We start from the raw sequence: 16,846 nt of genomic DNA on the forward strand, positions 1-16,846 counted from the left end.
GTTGGTCGGGGAGACAGGATTCGAACCTGCGACATCCTGCTCCCAAAGCAGGCGCGCTACCGGACTGCGCCACTCCCCGACCTCTCGGGCGTCGATATCAGGCGATGGTGGGCCCGGCAGGATTCGAACCCGCGACCTAGCCGTTATGAGCGGCCAGCTCTAACCGCTGAGCTACAGGCCCCAAATCGCCGACCCAGCTTCAATCGACATAGCCGGGCTGAGGCGCGTTAGCTTGCATCATCGAACTACGCAAGCTCCACGCTCGACATGATTTGTGCAACACTTGTCGGCTTGACGCCTCGATGGTCGAGATGGGCGAAAAGCGTGCGCCACCAGGCGTAAAGGGCGTCGAGATCCTCGTCCGTGCGCACGTAGGGGGTATGGCCCGGCGCCAAGGAAGGGCTGTGGAACGAAAAGACGAGGACAGGCAGGCCTTCGTCGATGGCGATGTCGACGCCGCGCAGGGCCTCGTCGGCCGTCACGCCCTCCGGCGTGAGCGGGATGCGCTCCAGCAGTCCGGTGCGGGCCAGCACGCCGCGTGCGGTCGGCGTGCGCCAGAGCTGCGGATAGATTACGTTACCGAGCTGGCGCAGCGGGCCCCAGTAGACGGTCGTGAGAGGCAGTTCGAGCAGGCGACGTTCCCGATCGACCCAATAGGGTTTGAGGGGATGGCTGCGATAGTTCGGCCCGCCATTGCCGCTGTAATCGAAATGCGACCGCACCGATGTGTCGATAGCGATGCCGAACTCGGTCAGGATCTCGCTGGTGCGCGGACCCAGGCCGTAGCGTCCGGCGCGATAGATCTGCGGGGCCGTACCGAACACGGTCTCGATCTTCTCGCGCAGTTGCAGGAATTTCTGGCGCTCGAGTTCGAAGTCAAGATTCCCTGCGTAGCTGTTGAATTCGCTGATTTCTTCTTCGAAGGGCGGATTGACCCAAGGATGAAGCTGTACGCCCACTTCGGCGCGGCCCGAACTGACGGCTTCGCCAAGGACCTGACCGGTGAGAGCCGCATTGGCGACCGGGTAATCGATCAGGTAGGTCGGCACGACGCCGAAACCTTCGCAGAACTGCTGGAACTTGCGCAGGGCTGGAACCGTCGCGACGCCATGGCGATCGCGGTTGAGGGGCGCATCCCAGTCGAACTCTTCCTCGGTATCCACGGTGACGATGAACCGCTGTCCGAAATCGCTGGAAAATGTTGCAAGGTCAGCCGCTGTGGGCGGTTCAAGCAGGTTTGACGCCGGCAAAAAGAATTCCCCCTCGATCCGCCTGCGCCTGCCAGTCGTCGCAGGTGTCAGCGCGAATGATTGACTGCGGTGCTATGGCTAGCCGCAGCAGCGGTCAACCCGGGCAGGGTTAAATGGAGGTCATTGCCTTCCCGCCGCAAAGCACCGCCCACTGCCACTGCTTCGGCTGCGGCCAGCCGCAGGGTGAAGCCCAGGCCGAACATGCCGGCAGAGAGCGTCTGTCCGCGCTCGCCGGGGGGCGTATCGAACAGGTCGTCATTGTCGCGCGCGGCGAGCGCGGCCGGCAGGGCGATGCGCATAACCACGCAGTCCCCGGCTTCGCGCGAACAGGCCAGTTCGAGGATTTCGTCTGGTGCGGTCGATCCGGCCAGGGCGGCGAGCAGGCGCCAGACGAGACGTTCGGCCTCGATGCGGTCGACCTGGATCGGATAAGTGTTCAAGTCGATGTCGACCGGCAGGGCAAAGCCGCTGCGGCGCGGATCGGTCCATGTCCGCAGCCGGGCAACGGTCTGGATCAGGATTTCGCTGATGTCGCAGTCGCCGGTTTCGACCTGCATGGCGCCCGATTCCAGCTTTACCAGCCGGTCGAGTTCCTCGAACCCGGCAAGAATGTGCGCGCAGTCGCCGGCGATGGCGGCGGCGAGGGCGCGATATTCGTGCGGCGCTGGGCCGTAGAGCTGCTGCTGGATGATTTCTGCAGCCACCTGGATGGCATTGGCCGGAGTGCGCAGCTCGTGCAGGATCTGGCGCATGCGATCGGCTTCGCTCAGGTTGCCGCCCGAACGTGCCTCGTGTGGCCGGGGACGGGCAGGGCGTCGCAGCCTTCCGAGGTAGCCGAGGAAGCGGCCGGTCTGTTCATCGAAACTGGCAATCGCATCGACCTGCCATTCGCCGGCGACGCGCGGCGCACCTGCGATCCGCACATGCGCGGCGCGCAAGGGCAGACGGTGGCGAATCGTCGTGGCCATGTCCTGGTCGGGCAGGGTTTGTCGTTCTGTCACTTCGTGCGCGGATAGGCTGAGGCCGACCAGCGACGGCGCATAGGCGCTGTCCGCCCAGGTGATGCGGCCTTCCTGATCGGTTTCGAAATCGACCGTAACGGGCAGGCGCGGCGCGGTTGTAGCCAGATCGCCTAGCGGCAGGCGTGGATCGTCGTTCGCCACTTCGAAAGTGGAGTGCGATTGCCGGGCCCTGCGGAACTCTTCGATGCGCCGGACGATGGCGCCGATTCCTGCCTCGGAATTGCGCGGCCGTTCGGCCTGGACGGCTGCTGCAGCGCGGGCCCATTCCGCCGCATGGTCCGGCGTGATCGGGGAAACGGATGGAGTGGGGGCAGGCTGTACGCCCGGAGTCGGTGCCGCAGGTTCGGGCGAGGCTGTCGCTTGCGCCTCTAGTGCGGATTCGTCTGCAAGGTCGAGGATGTCCTCAAGGCTGGGAGCGCTTGGTTCGACTTCCTGGGGTGCCGGATTGGTTGCCGGAGGCAGGCCGCGATCGCGTATGCCGAGCCTTTCGAGCAGCGCTTCGACTTTCGGTTCCAGGTCGCGGCGGTGGCGCAGGATGCCGCGCGCGCGGACCGGCAGTTCGGGTATGAGCTTGAGCCATTCGTCCTGCTGCAGCCGCGCGCCGGTGATCGCGGCGGTGGCGACGTCAGGTTCGTCGGCGGCAAGAATCGCGAGCAGTCGCGAATTGGTAATGGGCTGCAGCGGTTGGCGCAGCAGGCGGGCGCGGTCGGCCGCGGGAATGTGGGCGGCCAGTTCCTCGACACGGGCCAGTCCGGCCTCGAGCATGTCCGACTGGGCATCGCAGGGAAGGCGGCCGAGCAGATCGACGAGTTGCCTGTACTGGATACGCGCGAGTGCGTCGCCGGAGGCGGGCAGGCGCATAACCGTAGCAAGGCGATCGTCGAAATGCATTCAATCTCCAGGAGCGTCCCGTCCGCTTAGAGGGAGACAGGTTAACCACGTCCTTCCACTTGGGTGCCAATTTGACCCGAAAAATATCCTAGCAAAGTGACGAAATAGCGGAAGCGGGCAGTTTCGGGGCGTTGCAAAGCGGGACGATTACGCTATGGGATAATAATATTACAGCGTGGCCGCATTTTCGATGTGGAAATTGCAATCAGGGGTGGCTGCAGGAGTGCGGCTGACAGGAAGGTCCAAATGTTTAATCTCGATGAAATCGACCGTCGGCTGCTCGCGGAACTGCAGGACGAAGGACGCATCACCAACGTCGAGCTTGCCCAGCGCGTCGGGCTGACCGCGCCGCCGTGCCTGCGCCGCGTCCGCAGCCTTGAAGAAGCCGGGATTATCCAAGGCTATCACGCCGATCTCGACGCCTCCAAGCTGGGCTTCACGATCACCGTCTTCGCGCTGGTGAGCCTGAAAAGCCAGGCCGAAGAGGCGCTGCGGGCCTTCGAGGAACACATGCAGGGCCTGCCCGAAGTGCGCGAGTGCCACATGCTCAACGGCGAGATCGACTTCATCCTCAAGATCGTCAGCCGTGACCTGCAGAGCTTTCAGGAATTCCTGACCTCCAAGCTCACGCCCGCGCCGAACGTCGACAGCGTGAAGACCTCGCTGACGATCCGCACTTCGAAGAACCAGCCCGGCGTCCCGCTGGGCGGCTGAAGGGCTACTGGGTCGCGAGCTTCTCGACGCTTTCGGGTATCGCGAACCAGTCGTGCGCGCTGTCGCACCAGTAATGCAGCGAGGGCTCCAGCCCTTCGCTGCTGTCCAGCGTCCCGGCCTTGATGAAGATGATGCCCTGTTCGCGCGCTGCAGGAGTGTCGGTCAGTACCGGTGAGCCGCAGCGCGGACAGAATTGGCGATAGACGGTCTGGCCCGTCGTGCCGCTATCTTCGTATGTCGACAGTTCACCGGTCAGGTGCAGTCCCCCGCGCGGTGCGACGCCCACGAGCGAGAAGGCACTGCCCGCCTGTTTCTGGCAATGGGTGCAGTGGCATACGACGAGCGCGGCGAGGGGCCAGTCCACCTTGTAGCGCACGCTGCCGCACAGGCAGCCGCCTTCGCGTGTTTCCGACATCTGCGGCAATTCCTTTCCCGGTTTCGGCGCGCAGGCTGCCGGGGCTGGGGACTATTGCCAACTCTCGCAAGTCAGAGTGAGGCGGCAGCTTCCAGGGCCAGCAGGTAGCTCTTCGCGCCGAAACCCGCGATGGTGCCTTTGGCGGCCATGCCGACCCAGGACTTGTGGCGAAATTCTTCGCGCGTGTGCGGGTTGGAAAGGTGCACTTCGATGACAGGCGTCTCGATGGCGCGGATCGCGTCGTGCAAAGCGACGGAGGTGTGCGTGTAGGCCCCTGCATTCAGCAGCACCGCATGCGCACCGTCAGCCTGAGCCTCGTGCAGCCAGTCGACGAGATGGCCTTCATGGTTCGACTGGCGCATCTCGATCCCGCAATCGAGTTCGCCTCCGCGTTCGACGAGCATCGCAGCAATGTCGTCCAGCGTCTGGGACCCGTAAATCCCGGGTTCGCGCTTGCCGAGCAGGTTTAGGTTGGGTCCGTTGAGAACATAAACCAGCTTCGAAGCCATCTTGCGCCATTCCTTTGCCTGCGGCCCCTCGCGCATGCAGCGCAGGTGCCATGTCTTTCGGCGAACAGCCTTAGCGACTGGTCATGACCATGCAAGCCGGCGCGGCGATCGTATGTTTCAGGCGTCGATGGCAGGCAGGCCCGGATCGGGGGGAGGGGCGTCGTCGGCCGGTGCCGAATCGGCATCGGGCGCATCCTCGACATAGCCCTCGTCGCCTTCGGAACCTGAGTAGAAGTCGGAAAGGGCTGCCTGACGCGCCTGGTCGCGTGCAGCCGCGGCCTCGCGTTCGGCGGCCGCGCGCGCCTCGGCTTGTTCCTGCGCCTGGGCCTTGGCTTTGGCGAGTTGCTGTTCGAGTTGCGCCTCCCGGCCCGATCCGCATGCGGACAGGGCGAAGGCAGGCGCGATCAACGCAAGTATGCGCAAGATAGGGCGACCCACGACTCTGTTTTCCTTGCTGCGTGTGAAATGAAGCAAGCTTCACTCGGCCTTTAGAACGGTAAGGCTTAGAAAAGTTTTACCGCGAAAATCCGCGGCCCCCTGAAGGCGCGCAGCGGTTAACGGTCGCTTCCTTTCGCCTTGCCCCACTGGCGCATGGCCGAATAGCCGAGGTAGCCGGTGCCGAAGAGCGCGTAGAGCGGTTCGGGAATGCCGCGCAGGTAGGCGGTCATGCCGGTCGCAATGGCCTGGGCGGTAGCGGGGCTGAAAGCCCCGATCAGGCCCATCGGTAGGGCCCAGAGAATCATGGCGTACATGACGTAGAGAAAGCTCGGGCGGGCGCGGCTCGTCCAGGGGTCGGCCGATCCGGCTTCGGTGACGACGGCTGAGAGGCTGGCCCGAAGTTTCTCGATTTCCTGCGAATTCTCGAGTCGAAGCAGTTCCAGCTTGGCCCGGTCGCGCGCGTCCGGATCGGGGATGACCTTGTCGATGATGTGCGAAATCGGGCTGATCAGCGTATCGAGCAGCGGCATGGATCACTCCTGCAATGCAATTGGCGATCGCAGATAGATAACCAAACCGGTTCGTGTAGGAAAATGGCAGGTTTGAAGCGCGGTACACGCGGGGCATCGCGGCCGTTTGCGCCGCGATGCTTCCATTTTCCGAATGTCCTGGAAAATTTTGGTCGGGACGAGAGGATTCGAACCTCCGACCCCCACACCCCCAGTGTGATGCGCTACCAGGCTGCGCTACGTCCCGACCGAGGGGTGCGCCTATAGGCACCTCATTCACGGAGCGCAAGCGCGAAGAACATACTTTTGCGCATGGGTTGAACGCTTTCCCGTCGCACCTATGTTTCGCCCCGTCCCGGCACCGTGTCGAGGCCGCGCGTTGCCAGTGCTTCGCTTTATTGCTAACCGCCCGCGCACTTGGATTTTCCGTGAAGTGGATTTTCCCGGGCAGGAGCGCATCAGTCTGGATGATTGCAAGCGAGTCGCTCGAGGGACCACACAAGAAGGCGCATCTGTTTCATGCATAGTTCGATTCTTCCCATGCTCGCCGCCGCTGCACCTGCCGGTGCGCCGCCCGCCTGGGTGCAGTACCTGCCGTTCGTGGCGATGGCCGTGATTTTCTGGTTCCTCATCCTGCGTCCGCAGATGAAGCAACAGAAGGAACACAAGGCCAAGCTTTCGGGTCTGAAGAAGGGCGACGAAGTGCTGACCGGCGGCGGTTTCATCGGCAAGGTCATCAAGGTCGACGAGAACTACGCCGAAGTCGAGATCGCACAGGGCGTACGTGCCAAGACACTCAAGTCGACGATCGTCGACGTGATTCCGCCCGCAGGCAGCAAGCCCGCGAACGACTGAGTCGATTCTGCCCGGGCCATGTGAGGCCCGAAACACATCCGGGATGCGTCTATTCCGGCGCGCCCTCTCGGAGAGAAGCCCAAGGCAATGCTCGAATTTCCTACCTGGAAGAAGCTCTGGTACTGGGGCCTGACACTTGTCATCGCCGCAGCCGCGCTGCCTTCACTGTTTTCCGTTTCCGGTCTTCCCTGGCCCAGCGCCCTTCCCGATCCCGAAGTCAATCTCGGGCTCGACCTTGCCGGCGGCAGTCATATTCTGCTCGAGGCCGACAAGAGCCAGGTCGCGCAACAGCGACTGGAAAACATGGAGGAATCGGTTCGCGGACGCCTGCGTCTCGCCAATCCGCGCATTGCCATCGGCGATATCTCCAGCAGCAATGGCCGCCTGAGCTTCATGCTCAAGGATCCCACGCAGGTCGACGCCGCGCGTGACGAGATCCTCGCGCTCACCTCGGGCGCCGGCCTCACCGGCCAGCGCGACTGGGACATCAAGGTCGAGGACGGCAACCGCTTCGTGTTGACGCCGACTCGCGAAGGCCTCGATCAGGCCGTGTCCGATGCAATGGACTCGGCCATCGAGGTCGTACGCAAGCGCATCGACGCGCTCGGTACGCGTGAACCCACCATCATCCGCCAGGGCGCGGAGCGTATCGTCGTCCAGGTTCCCGGTCTCGACGATCCCGACGCGCTCAAGAGCCTGATCGGCCAGACCGCCAAGCTTGAGTTCAAGCTGGTCGACGAGACGGCTGCACCCAACGACATCCAGCAGGGCATTGTCCCGCCGGGCGACGAGCTGGTGCCATGGGCCGATCCCAATTCGCCCGGTTCGGGCGGCGTGCCGATGCTTGCGGTCAAGCGCCTTGGTGGCATCAAGGGCGATCAGCTGACCAATGCCAAGCAGGGCTTCGATCCGAAGACCAATGCACCGGTCGTCTCGATCACCTTCGACCAGACCGGCGGCGCCAAGTTCGCCAAGCTGACCAGCGAGAACGTGAACAAGCGCTTTGCGATCATTCTTGACGGCAAGGTGCTTTCGGCTCCGAACATCAATGAACCGATCCTCGGCGGTAGCGCGCAGATTTCGGGCAGCTTCTCGGTCCAGTCGGCCACGCAGCTGGCCATCGCGCTGCGCTCGGGCGCGCTTCCGGTCGACCTGACGGTCGTTGAGGAACGCACCGTCGGCCCCGACCTCGGTGCCGACTCTATCAAGAAGGGCCTGATCGCCATGGGCGTGGGCTCGCTGCTCGTCGTCCTGCTGATGATCGTGACTTACGGCCGTTTCGGCATCTACGCGACGATCGCGCTGATCTTCAACGTGCTGATGATCCTGGGCGTCATGGCGGTCATGGGCACCACCCTGACATTGCCGGGTATCGCCGGTTTCGTGTTGACGATCGGTGCGGCCGTGGACGCCAACGTGCTGATCTATGAACGCATGCGTGAAGAGCGCAAGAAGGGCCGTCGCGTCCTTGCCGCGGTCGAGAACGGCTACAAGGAAGCAAGCCGCGCGATCTACGACGCCAACGTCACCAACGCGATCGCCGGTGCGCTGCTCTTCGCCTTCGGATCGGGGCCGGTCCGCGGCTTCGCCGTCGTTCTGATCATCGGCCTGTTCACCTCGGTGTTCACCGGCGTGACGCTGACCCGCATGTGGGTCGCCTCGTGGCTGCGCAAGGCGCGGCCTACCGAACTGCACGTGTAAGGGCCCGCTGCCATGCGCCTTCTGAAACTCATTCCCGAGAACACCAACATCCACTTCCTGAAGTGGCGTGTTCCCTTCTACATCATGAGCATCATCCTCATCGCGGCAAGCTGGGGCCTGGTCATGACCAGAGGTCTCAACTACGGCGTCGATTTCGCCGGCGGTCTGGAAGTGCGCGCCACTTTCACGAAGGAGGCCGAAGCCCCGGTTGCGGAGGTGCGCCAGCAGATTTCCGCGCTCGGCTTCGAAGATCCGATCATTCAGCGTTTCGGCGATCCCAACTCGGTCTCGATCCGCGTGCGCCTTCCCGATGAAGCCGAAGGGAACCCCGGCGCGGCCGAGGCCATTTCCAACCGGATCGTCGGCGCGCTGCAGACGAACCATCCGGATGTACGGATTGACGGTAACGATACCGTTTCGGGCAAGGTCTCCGGCGAATTTCGCCAGATGGCGTTCTACGCGTTGTTGGCCGCAATGCTGGCGATCTCGATCTACATCTGGGTCCGCTTCGAGTGGCAGTTCGGCGTCGGGGCGCTCTTTGCGTTGTTCCACGACGTGTCGCTGACACTCGGCATGTTCGCGCTGTTCCAGCTTGAATTCAGCCTGCAGATCATTGCCGCGATCCTCGCCATCATCGGTTACTCGCTGAACGACACCATCGTCGTCTACGACCGTATCCGCGAGGACCTGAAGAAGTATCGCAAGATGCCGCTTCCGGAACTGCTCGACATGTCGGTCAACGAAACGCTGGCGCGTACGGTGATGACCTCGGCCACGCTGCTGGTCGCGCTGATCCCGCTGCTGCTCTTCGGTCCGGAAAGCCTCTTCGGCCTGACCGCGGCTATCGTGCTGGGCATTTTCGTGGGCACCTACAGCTCGATCTACATGGCCGCGCCGATCCTGATCTGGCTTGGCGTGAGCGGCGACAGCTTCGTGCCGACCGAGTCCGCAATCGAACGGCAGGAACGCAAGGCCCGAGAGGGCGTCGGACGCCCTTGAGCTGATTTTGAAACGCTAACGAAAAGGGGCGGTCCGGAAGCCTGAAAGTGCGCCGGACCGCCCCTTTTTTGTGTGCGGCTCCCTGGTCTCAGGCCGGAACGCTGACCTTCCGGTCTTCGAGCACACCCTTCCAGAAGCGCACGATATTCTCGGCGTTCACGCCCCAGCTGAAGCGGTTCACATTGGCGGCAACATCGGACTGGCTGGGCGGATCGGCAAGGATCTCGGAGATTGCTTGGGCGATCGATTCGGGATTGCGCTCTACAAGCCGTCCGGCGCTCGAATCCTTAACGACTTCGCTGGCCCCACCGATGTCGGGGATGACGATGGGGGTGCCGCAGGCCAGCCCCTCTATCCAGACATTGGCAAGCCCTTCACTGGTCGAGGGCAGGACCAGCACATCTGCTGCGCACAGCAGGTTGGGCAGGACTTCGTGGTTGACGAGGCCAAGGAAGTGGACCCGATCGCTGACGCCAAGGCGCGTGGCGAGGGCCTCGAGCTGCGGCATGTCCTCGCCACTGCCGGCAAGCGCCAGTCGCGCTTCGGGCAGATGGGTGAGGGCCTCGATCACGAGGCTCTGGCCCTTGCGTTCGATCAGCGCGCCGGGGGTCACCAGCAGCGGGCCCTGCGACCAGATTCCGAGGTTGGGCATCGCCGAGACCAGTGCGCGCGCCGCGCCGCGCTCCACCGGGTGGAACAATTCGCGGTCGAGGCCGGTGTAGTGCACGTCGATCCGTTCGGCAGGCATGCCCAGTTCGATCATGTCCTCGCGCAGGGCCTGCGAGACTGCGAGAAGTCCGGAAGCCTGTTGGGCCGCCGCCTTCATCTGTTCCAGCGCGCGCGGTCGCTGCCCCCAGTAATGGATGTCTGCACCGCGCGACTTGATCGTCAGGGGCAGGCCCAGTTCGCGCGCCACGATGGCCGCGGCAGGTCCGTCCGGGAAGAAGAACTGGGCATCGACGAGGTCGAAGGGTTTCTCTTCGTGCAGGCGGCGGACCAGCGGCAGAATGGCGCCCGCGATCCTGCCGGGATTGCTGTCGCCGCCGATCTTGGGGATCGTCGTGAAGCGCGGATAATGGACTTTCAGGCCCACCACGTCGCTGACTTCGGGGATGCTCTTGAGCCGGGCGTAGGGCTCGCGAAGCGATAGCGGCCAGGGCGGAATGCCGATCGGGCTGATCATCGTCAGGTCGGTCTCGCCGCGCGCGACGACCGCCCGCATCTGGTTGCCGACGAAAACGCCGAAGGAAGGCTTCACCGGGTTCGGGAAGAGCGTGGCGATGGAGAGAATTCGCATAACGGCAGCCTTAGGGTGCGCGGTTCAAAGCTTACGTACCAGCATTTCGGCAACGGCCAGCCACGCGGGATGTTCCACGATGATCTGCCTTTGACCAGTTGCCGGAGGCAGGAGGGCAATGCGTTCGCCGTCGCGATCGATCAGGCGACCGAAGGCGAAACGGCCGCCGGGGCGGGGGGCAAGCACGTCGCGGTTCATCAGTCTTGGGGCTTCTTCGGGCGGGTGCTGGCGCAGCCAGACCTGGTCTGCGGCGCGATACTCGCCGCAGGAGGCTTCCACGTCGAGCACCAGCCACGGGGCATCGCCCGCAAGGTCGCTGGGCGTGACCGCTTCGAGCGGCGTCCGGGCAGGCTCGGTGCCGTCCGGGCCGAGTACGGCCACGATGCGCGCCGGTTCGCTGGCTTCGCTGCGCAGCAGGACTTCGGGCTCCACCGCGAGCGCGGCGGCGATCCGGTTCATCCATGCGAGCGAGAGGTTGCGCATGCCGGTTTCAAGTCGCCCGATCGTCTGCGCCGTCGTCGGCGGAGAACAGGCTGCCGCGACATCGGCAAGCGTGAGGCCCTTTTGCAGACGGATGTCACGGATGCGATTGATCATGGCCTGTCCTGTGTAACCGATTTGGTTTCCACTTTCCTACAGGCATGCCGATTCGGCAAGGAGGCGTCAGAACCCCCACAAAACCGGAGGCAGGCATGAAGCAGGTACTCGTCGAACGTGAACTGAGCAGCGAAGGGCCTGTGCGCAGGAGAGGCGCCAAGGCCAGTGCAGTGCGGGCTACGCGCAGCGTGGCCGTCAATCTCGCCGAATCGCCATTGAGCTGGCTTCACGCTCGCGGCCATCTGGATGACCGTCGCTTCGCCGCTGGCGAGCGGCTGAGGACGGACTGGGAGCAAGCGCAACTCGCACCGCGCATGACGATGCGATGGGATCCTGTGCGGGTAACGGGAGGGCGCGATGCGGATTTGACACCCGCAGAGCGGCAGGTTGCGGCCAAGGCGCGCTTCGACGGCGCCATCGAGGCGGCAGGAAACGGTCTGTCCGATGTGCTCTGGCGGGTGGTGTGCGCCGGGGAAGGGCTCCCCACCGCAGAAAAGGCATTGGGCTGGCCGGCGCGCAGCGGCAAGCTCGTGCTGGGACTGGCGCTGGACCGGGTTGCGGCATTCTACCGCATTTCTTGACCTGACCCGTCAGCCTTCGACCTGTTCGGCCAGTTCCAGCCAGCGCTCCTCGGCCGCTTCCTTGTCCTGCCGGGCGTTTTCGATAGCGGCGGAAAGGGCAGCGAACTTCTTGGGGTCGCGGGTGTAAAGATCGGGATCGGCCATGGCCGCTTCGTCGCGGGCGATAGCCGCTTCCAGTTCCTCGATCCGACTGGGCAGAAGTTCGTAGTCGCGCTGGTCCTTGTAGGACAGCTTGGTCTTCTTCGGCGGCGGAGGCGGGGGCGGGGCAGCGCTTTCGGCCTTGGCCTTCGCCTTGACAGGGGCCGTGCGCTGCTTGCGCTTGGCTTCCCAATCGGCGTAGCCGCCGGCGATAACGTCAATATGGCCGGTGCCGTCCAGTCCGAGCGTGAGGTTGACGGTGCGGTCAAGGAAGTCGCGGTCGTGGCTGACGATCAGGACCGTGCCGTCGTAGTCCGAGATGACTTCCTGCAGCAGGTCCAGGGTTTCTAGGTCGAGGTCGTTGGTCGGCTCATCGAGCACGAGAAGGTTCGACGGCCGGGCGAATTCGCGGGCGAGCAGCAGGCGGGACTGCTCACCGCCCGAAAGCGTGCCCACCCGGGCGTCGATAAGGCCGGGGTCGAACAGGAAGTCCTTGAGATAGCCCTGCACGTGCTTGCGCACGCCGCGCACGTCGACCCAGTCGCTGCCTTCGGCGATCACGTCGCGCAGCTTCATGTCCGGCTTGAGCAGGCTGCGCTGCTGGTCGATGACGATGGAGGTCAGGGTATTCGCCAGGGTCACCGAGCCTTCATCGGGCGCAAGTTCGCCCGTCAGGATCTTCAGCAGGGTCGACTTGCCCGATCCGTTGGCGCCGACGATGCCGATGCGGTCGCCGCGCTGGATGCGCAGCGAGAAGTTCCTGATCACGGTGCGCTCGTTATCTTCGATGCCGAAGCGCTTGGTCACGTGCTCGGCGACGATCACCGACTTGGTCTTGCTGCCGTCGCCCGCGACCGCGAGCTTGGCGGTGCCGGTGGGCGAGAGCATTGCGGCGCGTTCGGCCCGCATCTCCCAGAGCTTGGCAAGACGGCCCTGGTTGCGCTTGCGCCGCGCGGTGACGCCGCGTTCGAGCCAGTGCGCCTCGATCTTGAGCTTGGCGTCCAGCTTTTCGGCTGCACGCGTCTCTTCCTTCTGGACTTCCTCTTCCCAGGCTTCGAAGCCGCCGAAGCCGACTTCCTTGCGGCGCAGCGATCCGCGATCGAGCCAGATCGTCGCATTGGTCAGGCGGGTCAGGAAGGTGCGGTCGTGACTGATGACCACGAAGGCGCCGTTGTAGCGCTGCAGCCAGGATTCCAGCCATTCGATCGCGGCAAGATCGAGGTGGTTGGTCGGCTCGTCCAGCAGTAGCAGGTCGGGCTCGGAGGCCAGCGCCCGGCACAGGGCGGCACGGCGGCGCTCGCCGCCCGATGCGCTGGCGGCCTCGCGCGATAGGTCGATGCCGAGTTGGTCGGCAATGGCTTCCACCTCGTGGCGCTGCGGGGCATCGTCGCCGCTGATCGCGAAGTCCAGCAGGGTGTCGAAGCCGGTGAAGAACGGGTCCTGCTCCAGCGTGACGACACGGGTACCGGGCTGGATCGAGCGCTTGCCCTTGTCCGCTTCCACCTGGCCGGCGATGAGCCGGAGCAGCGTGGTCTTGCCCGCGCCGTTGCGCCCGATCAGCGCCAGCCGGTCCCGCGGGCCGATATTGATGTCGAGGTCCTGGAAGAGCCAGCCGGAGCCCTGGATCAGGCCAAGGCCTTCCCAGCTGAGAATTGGTGCGATTGCCATGGCCGGCGCCCTACAGCGAGCGGCGGGGGGCTGGCAAGCATCGTGGGATATCCGCAACAGTGAAACCTTGCTGCCACCTTCCTGCCGCATTCAGGACTTGTTCAATGCCGGAAGCTTAGGCACCCAAGCAGGATGACAAAGCTTCTTGCCTCTTTACTGTCGGTTGCGGCCATCGGCCTTATCGCGAATGCCGTGCCGGTTCACGCCGAACCGGGTGCTGAACAGGGGCAGGTTCGCAAGGAACGCAAGGCCGGCAATGTGCGTTCTCTTCGTGAGATCGAGCAGCAGGTGCTTCCGAAAATGACCGGAATGCAGTACCTCGGACCGGAATATGATCCTGCGGCAATGGCTTATCGCCTGAAATTCATTCAGGACGGGAAAGTCTATTTTGTCGATGTCGATGCCCGCACGGGCCGCGTCATCGGCCGGTCGCGCTGAGGATACGAACCAGTGCTTCGCTTGACGCTCGCGGGCTTACGCCCCATCTCGTCGGTGATTTCCAAGGGAGACCTGATTTGCGCATCCTGATCGTCGAGGATGAACCTACGCTCGGCAACCAGCTCAAGACCACGCTCGAGCAGAACGGTTATGCCGTCGACCTGTCTGCCGATGGGGAGGACGGCCATTTCCTTGGGTCGACCGAGGATTACGATGCCGTGATTCTCGACCTCGGCCTGCCTGAGATCGACGGACTTACCGTGCTTGGCATGTGGCGCAGGGAAGGGCGAAATTTCCCTGTTCTTGTGTTGACCGCCCGTGATTCCTGGTCCGACAAGGTGGCAGGCCTCGATGCCGGCGCGGACGACTATCTCGCCAAGCCATTCCAGACCGAGGAACTGATCGCCCGCCTACGCGCGCTCATCCGCCGTGCATCGGGCAATACCTCGAGCGAACTGATGGCGGGCGATGTCCGTCTCGACACGCGTTCGGGCCGCGTCACGCTGGCCGGCGAACCGGTCAAGCTGACCGCGCAGGAATACAAGCTGCTGTCCTACCTGATGCACCACAAGGGCAAGGTGGTCAGCCGCACAGAATTGATCGAGCACATCTACGATCAGGATTTCGATCGCGATTCCAACACGATCGAAGTCTTCGTCACGCGCATCCGCAAGAAGCTGGGTGCCGATGTCATCACCACGATCCGTGGCCTCGGGTACAGCCTCGACGATCCCGCGGACGCGCCGCGAAACTGAGGAGCCGATGGACGCTCCGCGAGCAGACGGGGCAGGGAGCGAGGCAACTGTCGCCGAGACGGTGAAGGCCCGCCATACCGGCTCGCTCGCGCGGCGCATGATGCTGATTGCGGCAGGGTGGATCTCGATCCTCCTGCTGTTCGGCGGCCTTGCCCTCGATCGCACGCTGACCTCGTTGGTCACCCGCAATTTCGACGAACAGCTCGGTTACATGCTTACCGGCATGATCGGTTCGGCCGAGATTGGCCCGGATGGCGAGGTTTTCTTCATCCGACCGCTGGGTGACCAGCGGTTCCTCGAGCCGAACAGCGGCCTGTACTGGCAGATTCGCGCCAAGGGGCACGAGGATTTCCCCTCGCGCTCGCTGTGGGATCGCAGCCTCGACGTTCCCAAGGACAACTTCGACGCAAAGCCGCACGTTTACGATAGCGACCAGTTCCCCGGCGAGCCGCTGAGGATCATGGAGCGCTCGATCATCCTGCCGGGCAGCAACACCCAATGGATGTTCACTGTCGCGGCCAGTCGCGAGGATCTCGACGAACAGATCAAGATGATCCGCTCGATCCTCGTCTACAGCTTCGTCGCGCTCGGCTTCGGCCTGTTGCTCATGGCGGGGATGCAGACCTGGTACGGCCTGTTCCCGCTGCGCCACGTGCGCCGCGCGATCCAGAAGCTGCGAACGACGGGCGCCAGTCGCGTGACCGACCCGCTTCCGCAGGAAGTCGAGCCACTGGTGGACGAACTCAACGCCCTGCTTTCGCATACCGAGCTGCAGGCCGAGGAAGCGCGCCGCCATGCAGGGAACCTTGCCCATGCGCTCAAGACGCCGCTGACCGTGATCATGAACGCGGCCACGGCCAAGTCGCCCGACCTGTCCGACACGGTCATCCGCGAGGCGGCCGTGATGCGGCGGCAGGTCGATCACCACCTGGCCCGGGCGCGGGCCGTCGGGCGCCGCGCGGCCGGCATGTCGCGTGCGAGCGTGTGGCCGAGCCTCGAGGCGGTGCTGCGTGCCGTCCAGCGGCTCTACGATGACACGCGATTCGACCTAGACGGCAACCACGCCGTGACCGTTGCACTGGAAAAGCAGGATCTCGAGGAGATCCTCGGCAACCTGATCGAGAATGCGGCCAAGTATGGCGGTGGCAGCGTCTTCGTCACGGTCGACACCGGGCAGGACCCGCAGTTCTGCGAGATCTGGGTCGAGGACGATGGCATGGGCATTCCGGCCGCCGAGCGCACCCGCATCTTCGATCGCGGCGCCCGGCTCGATACCGGCAAGCCCGGTACCGGGCTGGGTCTTGCCATTGTTCGCGACGTGGTGGAAATCTATGGCGGAAGGGTCGAACTCGACGAGAGCGAGGATCTGGGCGGCCTGTTGGTCAAGTTGAAGCTGCCGCGCACGGCGACCTGAAGGAATTTGCGTTCGGAAGCTGGGGATGCGCGCCAGAAGCGCGGTTGCAGCGCCGGCCCTGCCGCTTCATTGGCGGCGATCGAAAATCAAGGAGTACCCATGACCGATACGATCAAACTTTCGCTCACGCAGGACGAAGTCGAAATCCTCGTCGATGCCCTCGAGGCCGACATGGAAGGCTATGTCGAGGCGGCGAAGGAAGCGCGCGGCAACGGCAATCGCGATGACGTGAAGACTTTCACCGATGCCGCCACGCGCATCCAGACCCTGATGAGCAAGCTTCAGGACTACGTGGAAGAATAATAGAGCGAAAGGCCGGCTCAGCCGGCCTTTGCCTGCTCGTGATGGCGGATCACTTCGTCGATGATGAACCGCAGGAACTTCTCGCCGAAATCGGGATCGAGATTGGCGTCCTCGGCCAGCTTGCGCAGACGCGCGATCTGCCGTTCCTCGCGTCCGGGATCGGAAGCGGGAAGGTCTCTTTCGGCCTTGTAGGCGCCGACGGCCTGGGTGATCCGGAACCGTTCGGCGAGCATGTGAATCAGTGCGGCATCGATATTGTCGATGCTGGAACGGTAGCCGGCGAGCACCGGATCGGTGACGGGAGTGTCCTGGGTCATGGTGGAGCCCCGCTAGCACGGCTCCTTGACCTGTG

General features: G+C 63.9%; 19 protein-coding genes and 3 tRNA genes. 9 read left to right on the top strand and 13 right to left on the bottom strand.

Annotated features, from left to right (window positions below):
- Nucleotides 1-2: 2 nt before the first annotated feature.
- From B5483_RS02600 to B5483_RS02615, 4 genes are all read right to left on the bottom strand, one after another.
- A tRNA-Pro gene (locus B5483_RS02600) sits at nucleotides 3-79 on the bottom strand.
- A gap of 26 nt (nucleotides 80-105) precedes the next feature.
- A tRNA-Ile gene (locus B5483_RS02605) sits at nucleotides 106-181 on the bottom strand.
- A 64-nt stretch (nucleotides 182-245) separates the two neighbouring features.
- Entirely contained in the window at nucleotides 246-1,250 is a 1,005-nt protein-coding gene (locus tag B5483_RS02610) for a polysaccharide deacetylase family protein (RefSeq protein ID WP_054947819.1), read from the bottom strand.
- A gap of 47 nt (nucleotides 1,251-1,297) precedes the next feature.
- Entirely contained in the window at nucleotides 1,298-3,163 is a 1,866-nt protein-coding gene (locus tag B5483_RS02615) for a sensor histidine kinase (RefSeq protein ID WP_079729385.1), read from the bottom strand.
- Nucleotides 3,164-3,409: 246 nt separating this feature from the next.
- Here B5483_RS02615 and B5483_RS02620 point away from each other — a divergent pair, with 246 nt between their 5' ends.
- Nucleotides 3,410-3,877: an Lrp/AsnC family transcriptional regulator gene (locus tag B5483_RS02620; protein WP_013833269.1), complete on the top strand. Its 468-nt coding sequence runs from the start codon at nucleotides 3,410-3,412 to the stop codon at nucleotides 3,875-3,877.
- Nucleotides 3,878-3,881: 4 nt separating this feature from the next.
- On the opposite strand, the gene B5483_RS02625 is transcribed toward B5483_RS02620, so the two are convergent.
- The 5 genes from B5483_RS02625 to B5483_RS02645 all read right to left on the bottom strand — a co-directional run bounded on the left by B5483_RS02625 (nucleotide 3,882) and on the right by B5483_RS02645 (nucleotide 5,995).
- Nucleotides 3,882-4,292 (bottom strand): GFA family protein, encoded by a 411-nt coding sequence (locus B5483_RS02625; RefSeq protein ID WP_079729386.1) that lies wholly within the window; start codon nucleotides 4,290-4,292, stop codon nucleotides 3,882-3,884.
- A 71-nt stretch (nucleotides 4,293-4,363) separates the two neighbouring features.
- Nucleotides 4,364-4,801, bottom strand: a complete 438-nt coding sequence (gene aroQ / locus B5483_RS02630; protein ID WP_079729849.1) for a type II 3-dehydroquinate dehydratase — start codon at nucleotides 4,799-4,801, stop codon at nucleotides 4,364-4,366.
- Nucleotides 4,802-4,918: 117 nt separating this feature from the next.
- Nucleotides 4,919-5,239 (bottom strand): hypothetical protein, encoded by a 321-nt coding sequence (locus tag B5483_RS02635; RefSeq protein ID WP_079729387.1) that lies wholly within the window; start codon nucleotides 5,237-5,239, stop codon nucleotides 4,919-4,921.
- Between the two features lie 116 nt (nucleotides 5,240-5,355).
- On the bottom strand, nucleotides 5,356-5,769 hold the full coding sequence (locus B5483_RS02640) for a holin family protein (protein ID WP_054947815.1): 414 nt from the start codon (nucleotides 5,767-5,769) through the stop codon (nucleotides 5,356-5,358).
- 149 nt (nucleotides 5,770-5,918) lie between these two features.
- Nucleotides 5,919-5,995 (bottom strand) — tRNA-Pro (locus B5483_RS02645).
- A gap of 272 nt (nucleotides 5,996-6,267) precedes the next feature.
- On the opposite strand from B5483_RS02645, the gene yajC reads away from it, so the two are divergent.
- The 3 genes from yajC (at nucleotide 6,268) to secF (ending at nucleotide 9,303) form a co-directional block, all read left to right on the top strand.
- Nucleotides 6,268-6,603 (top strand): preprotein translocase subunit YajC, encoded by a 336-nt coding sequence (gene yajC / locus B5483_RS02650; protein WP_054947814.1) that lies wholly within the window; start codon nucleotides 6,268-6,270, stop codon nucleotides 6,601-6,603.
- A gap of 87 nt (nucleotides 6,604-6,690) precedes the next feature.
- Nucleotides 6,691-8,304, top strand: a complete 1,614-nt coding sequence (gene secD, locus B5483_RS02655) for a protein translocase subunit SecD (protein ID WP_079729388.1) — start codon at nucleotides 6,691-6,693, stop codon at nucleotides 8,302-8,304.
- 12 nt (nucleotides 8,305-8,316) lie between these two features.
- The gene (gene secF / locus B5483_RS02660) at nucleotides 8,317-9,303 is read left to right on the top strand and encodes a protein translocase subunit SecF (RefSeq protein ID WP_079729389.1); all 987 of its coding nucleotides are present in this window, start codon (nucleotides 8,317-8,319) and stop codon (nucleotides 9,301-9,303) included.
- An 88-nt stretch (nucleotides 9,304-9,391) separates the two neighbouring features.
- On the opposite strand, the gene B5483_RS02665 is transcribed toward secF, so the two are convergent.
- The gene (locus B5483_RS02665) at nucleotides 9,392-10,600 is read right to left on the bottom strand and encodes a glycosyltransferase (RefSeq protein ID WP_079729390.1); all 1,209 of its coding nucleotides are present in this window, start codon (nucleotides 10,598-10,600) and stop codon (nucleotides 9,392-9,394) included.
- 24 nt (nucleotides 10,601-10,624) lie between these two features.
- Entirely contained in the window at nucleotides 10,625-11,197 is a 573-nt protein-coding gene (locus B5483_RS02670) for a helix-turn-helix domain-containing protein (RefSeq protein WP_054947810.1), read from the bottom strand.
- Nucleotides 11,198-11,292: 95 nt separating this feature from the next.
- On the opposite strand from B5483_RS02670, the gene B5483_RS02675 reads away from it, so the two are divergent.
- Complete coding sequence (locus tag B5483_RS02675; RefSeq protein ID WP_079729391.1) at nucleotides 11,293-11,778, top strand: DUF6456 domain-containing protein; 486 nt, start codon at nucleotides 11,293-11,295, stop codon at nucleotides 11,776-11,778.
- A gap of 9 nt (nucleotides 11,779-11,787) precedes the next feature.
- Here B5483_RS02675 and B5483_RS02680 read toward each other — a convergent pair whose 3' ends face one another.
- Nucleotides 11,788-13,584, bottom strand: a complete 1,797-nt coding sequence (locus B5483_RS02680) for an ABC-F family ATP-binding cassette domain-containing protein (protein ID WP_054947808.1) — start codon at nucleotides 13,582-13,584, stop codon at nucleotides 11,788-11,790.
- Nucleotides 13,585-13,716: 132 nt separating this feature from the next.
- On the opposite strand from B5483_RS02680, the gene B5483_RS02685 reads away from it, so the two are divergent.
- The 4 genes from B5483_RS02685 (at nucleotide 13,717) to B5483_RS02700 (ending at nucleotide 16,494) form a co-directional block, all read left to right on the top strand.
- Nucleotides 13,717-14,022, top strand: coding sequence for a PepSY domain-containing protein (locus tag B5483_RS02685; protein WP_079729392.1), 306 nt, complete (start codon nucleotides 13,717-13,719; stop codon nucleotides 14,020-14,022).
- Nucleotides 14,023-14,099: 77 nt separating this feature from the next.
- Entirely contained in the window at nucleotides 14,100-14,777 is a 678-nt protein-coding gene (locus B5483_RS02690; protein ID WP_054947806.1) for a response regulator transcription factor, read from the top strand.
- Nucleotides 14,778-14,784: 7 nt separating this feature from the next.
- The gene (locus B5483_RS02695) at nucleotides 14,785-16,191 is read left to right on the top strand and encodes a sensor histidine kinase (protein WP_425435025.1); all 1,407 of its coding nucleotides are present in this window, start codon (nucleotides 14,785-14,787) and stop codon (nucleotides 16,189-16,191) included.
- 99 nt (nucleotides 16,192-16,290) lie between these two features.
- Complete coding sequence (locus B5483_RS02700) at nucleotides 16,291-16,494, top strand: hypothetical protein (RefSeq protein WP_079729393.1); 204 nt, start codon at nucleotides 16,291-16,293, stop codon at nucleotides 16,492-16,494.
- Between the two features lie 17 nt (nucleotides 16,495-16,511).
- On the opposite strand, the gene B5483_RS02705 is transcribed toward B5483_RS02700, so the two are convergent.
- Nucleotides 16,512-16,811, bottom strand: a complete 300-nt coding sequence (locus tag B5483_RS02705; RefSeq protein WP_054947804.1) for a chorismate mutase — start codon at nucleotides 16,809-16,811, stop codon at nucleotides 16,512-16,514.
- Nucleotides 16,812-16,846: the final 35 nt, after the last annotated feature.

It is taken from the genome of Novosphingobium mathurense, from assembly GCF_900168325.1.
GTDB classification, from domain to species: Bacteria; Pseudomonadota; Alphaproteobacteria; order Sphingomonadales; family Sphingomonadaceae; genus Novosphingobium; species Novosphingobium mathurense.

What these genes read in the sequence shown, in the direction of transcription:
- secF (WP_079729389.1), top strand. Translation starts at nt 8,317, where the DNA reads ATGCGCCTTCTGAAACTCATTCCCGAGAACACCAACATCCACTTCCTG.
- secD (WP_079729388.1), top strand. Translation starts at nt 6,691, where the DNA reads ATGCTCGAATTTCCTACCTGGAAGAAGCTCTGGTACTGGGGCCTGACA.
- B5483_RS02700 (WP_079729393.1), top strand. Translation starts at nt 16,291, where the DNA reads ATGACCGATACGATCAAACTTTCGCTCACGCAGGACGAAGTCGAAATC.
- B5483_RS02625 (WP_079729386.1), bottom strand. Translation starts at nt 4,292, where the DNA reads ATGTCGGAAACACGCGAAGGCGGCTGCCTGTGCGGCAGCGTGCGCTAC.
- B5483_RS02615 (WP_079729385.1), bottom strand. Translation starts at nt 3,163, where the DNA reads ATGCATTTCGACGATCGCCTTGCTACGGTTATGCGCCTGCCCGCCTCC.
- B5483_RS02640 (WP_054947815.1), bottom strand. Translation starts at nt 5,769, where the DNA reads ATGCCGCTGCTCGATACGCTGATCAGCCCGATTTCGCACATCATCGAC.
- B5483_RS02675 (WP_079729391.1), top strand. Translation starts at nt 11,293, where the DNA reads ATGAAGCAGGTACTCGTCGAACGTGAACTGAGCAGCGAAGGGCCTGTG.
- yajC (WP_054947814.1), top strand. Translation starts at nt 6,268, where the DNA reads ATGCATAGTTCGATTCTTCCCATGCTCGCCGCCGCTGCACCTGCCGGT.
- B5483_RS02670 (WP_054947810.1), bottom strand. Translation starts at nt 11,197, where the DNA reads ATGATCAATCGCATCCGTGACATCCGTCTGCAAAAGGGCCTCACGCTT.
- B5483_RS02665 (WP_079729390.1), bottom strand. Translation starts at nt 10,600, where the DNA reads ATGCGAATTCTCTCCATCGCCACGCTCTTCCCGAACCCGGTGAAGCCT.
- B5483_RS02705 (WP_054947804.1), bottom strand. Translation starts at nt 16,811, where the DNA reads ATGACCCAGGACACTCCCGTCACCGATCCGGTGCTCGCCGGCTACCGT.
- B5483_RS02685 (WP_079729392.1), top strand. Translation starts at nt 13,717, where the DNA reads ATGACAAAGCTTCTTGCCTCTTTACTGTCGGTTGCGGCCATCGGCCTT.
- B5483_RS02695 (WP_425435025.1), top strand. Translation starts at nt 14,785, where the DNA reads ATGGACGCTCCGCGAGCAGACGGGGCAGGGAGCGAGGCAACTGTCGCC.
- B5483_RS02680 (WP_054947808.1), bottom strand. Translation starts at nt 13,584, where the DNA reads ATGGCAATCGCACCAATTCTCAGCTGGGAAGGCCTTGGCCTGATCCAG.
- B5483_RS02620 (WP_013833269.1), top strand. Translation starts at nt 3,410, where the DNA reads ATGTTTAATCTCGATGAAATCGACCGTCGGCTGCTCGCGGAACTGCAG.
- aroQ (WP_079729849.1), bottom strand. Translation starts at nt 4,801, where the DNA reads ATGGCTTCGAAGCTGGTTTATGTTCTCAACGGACCCAACCTAAACCTG.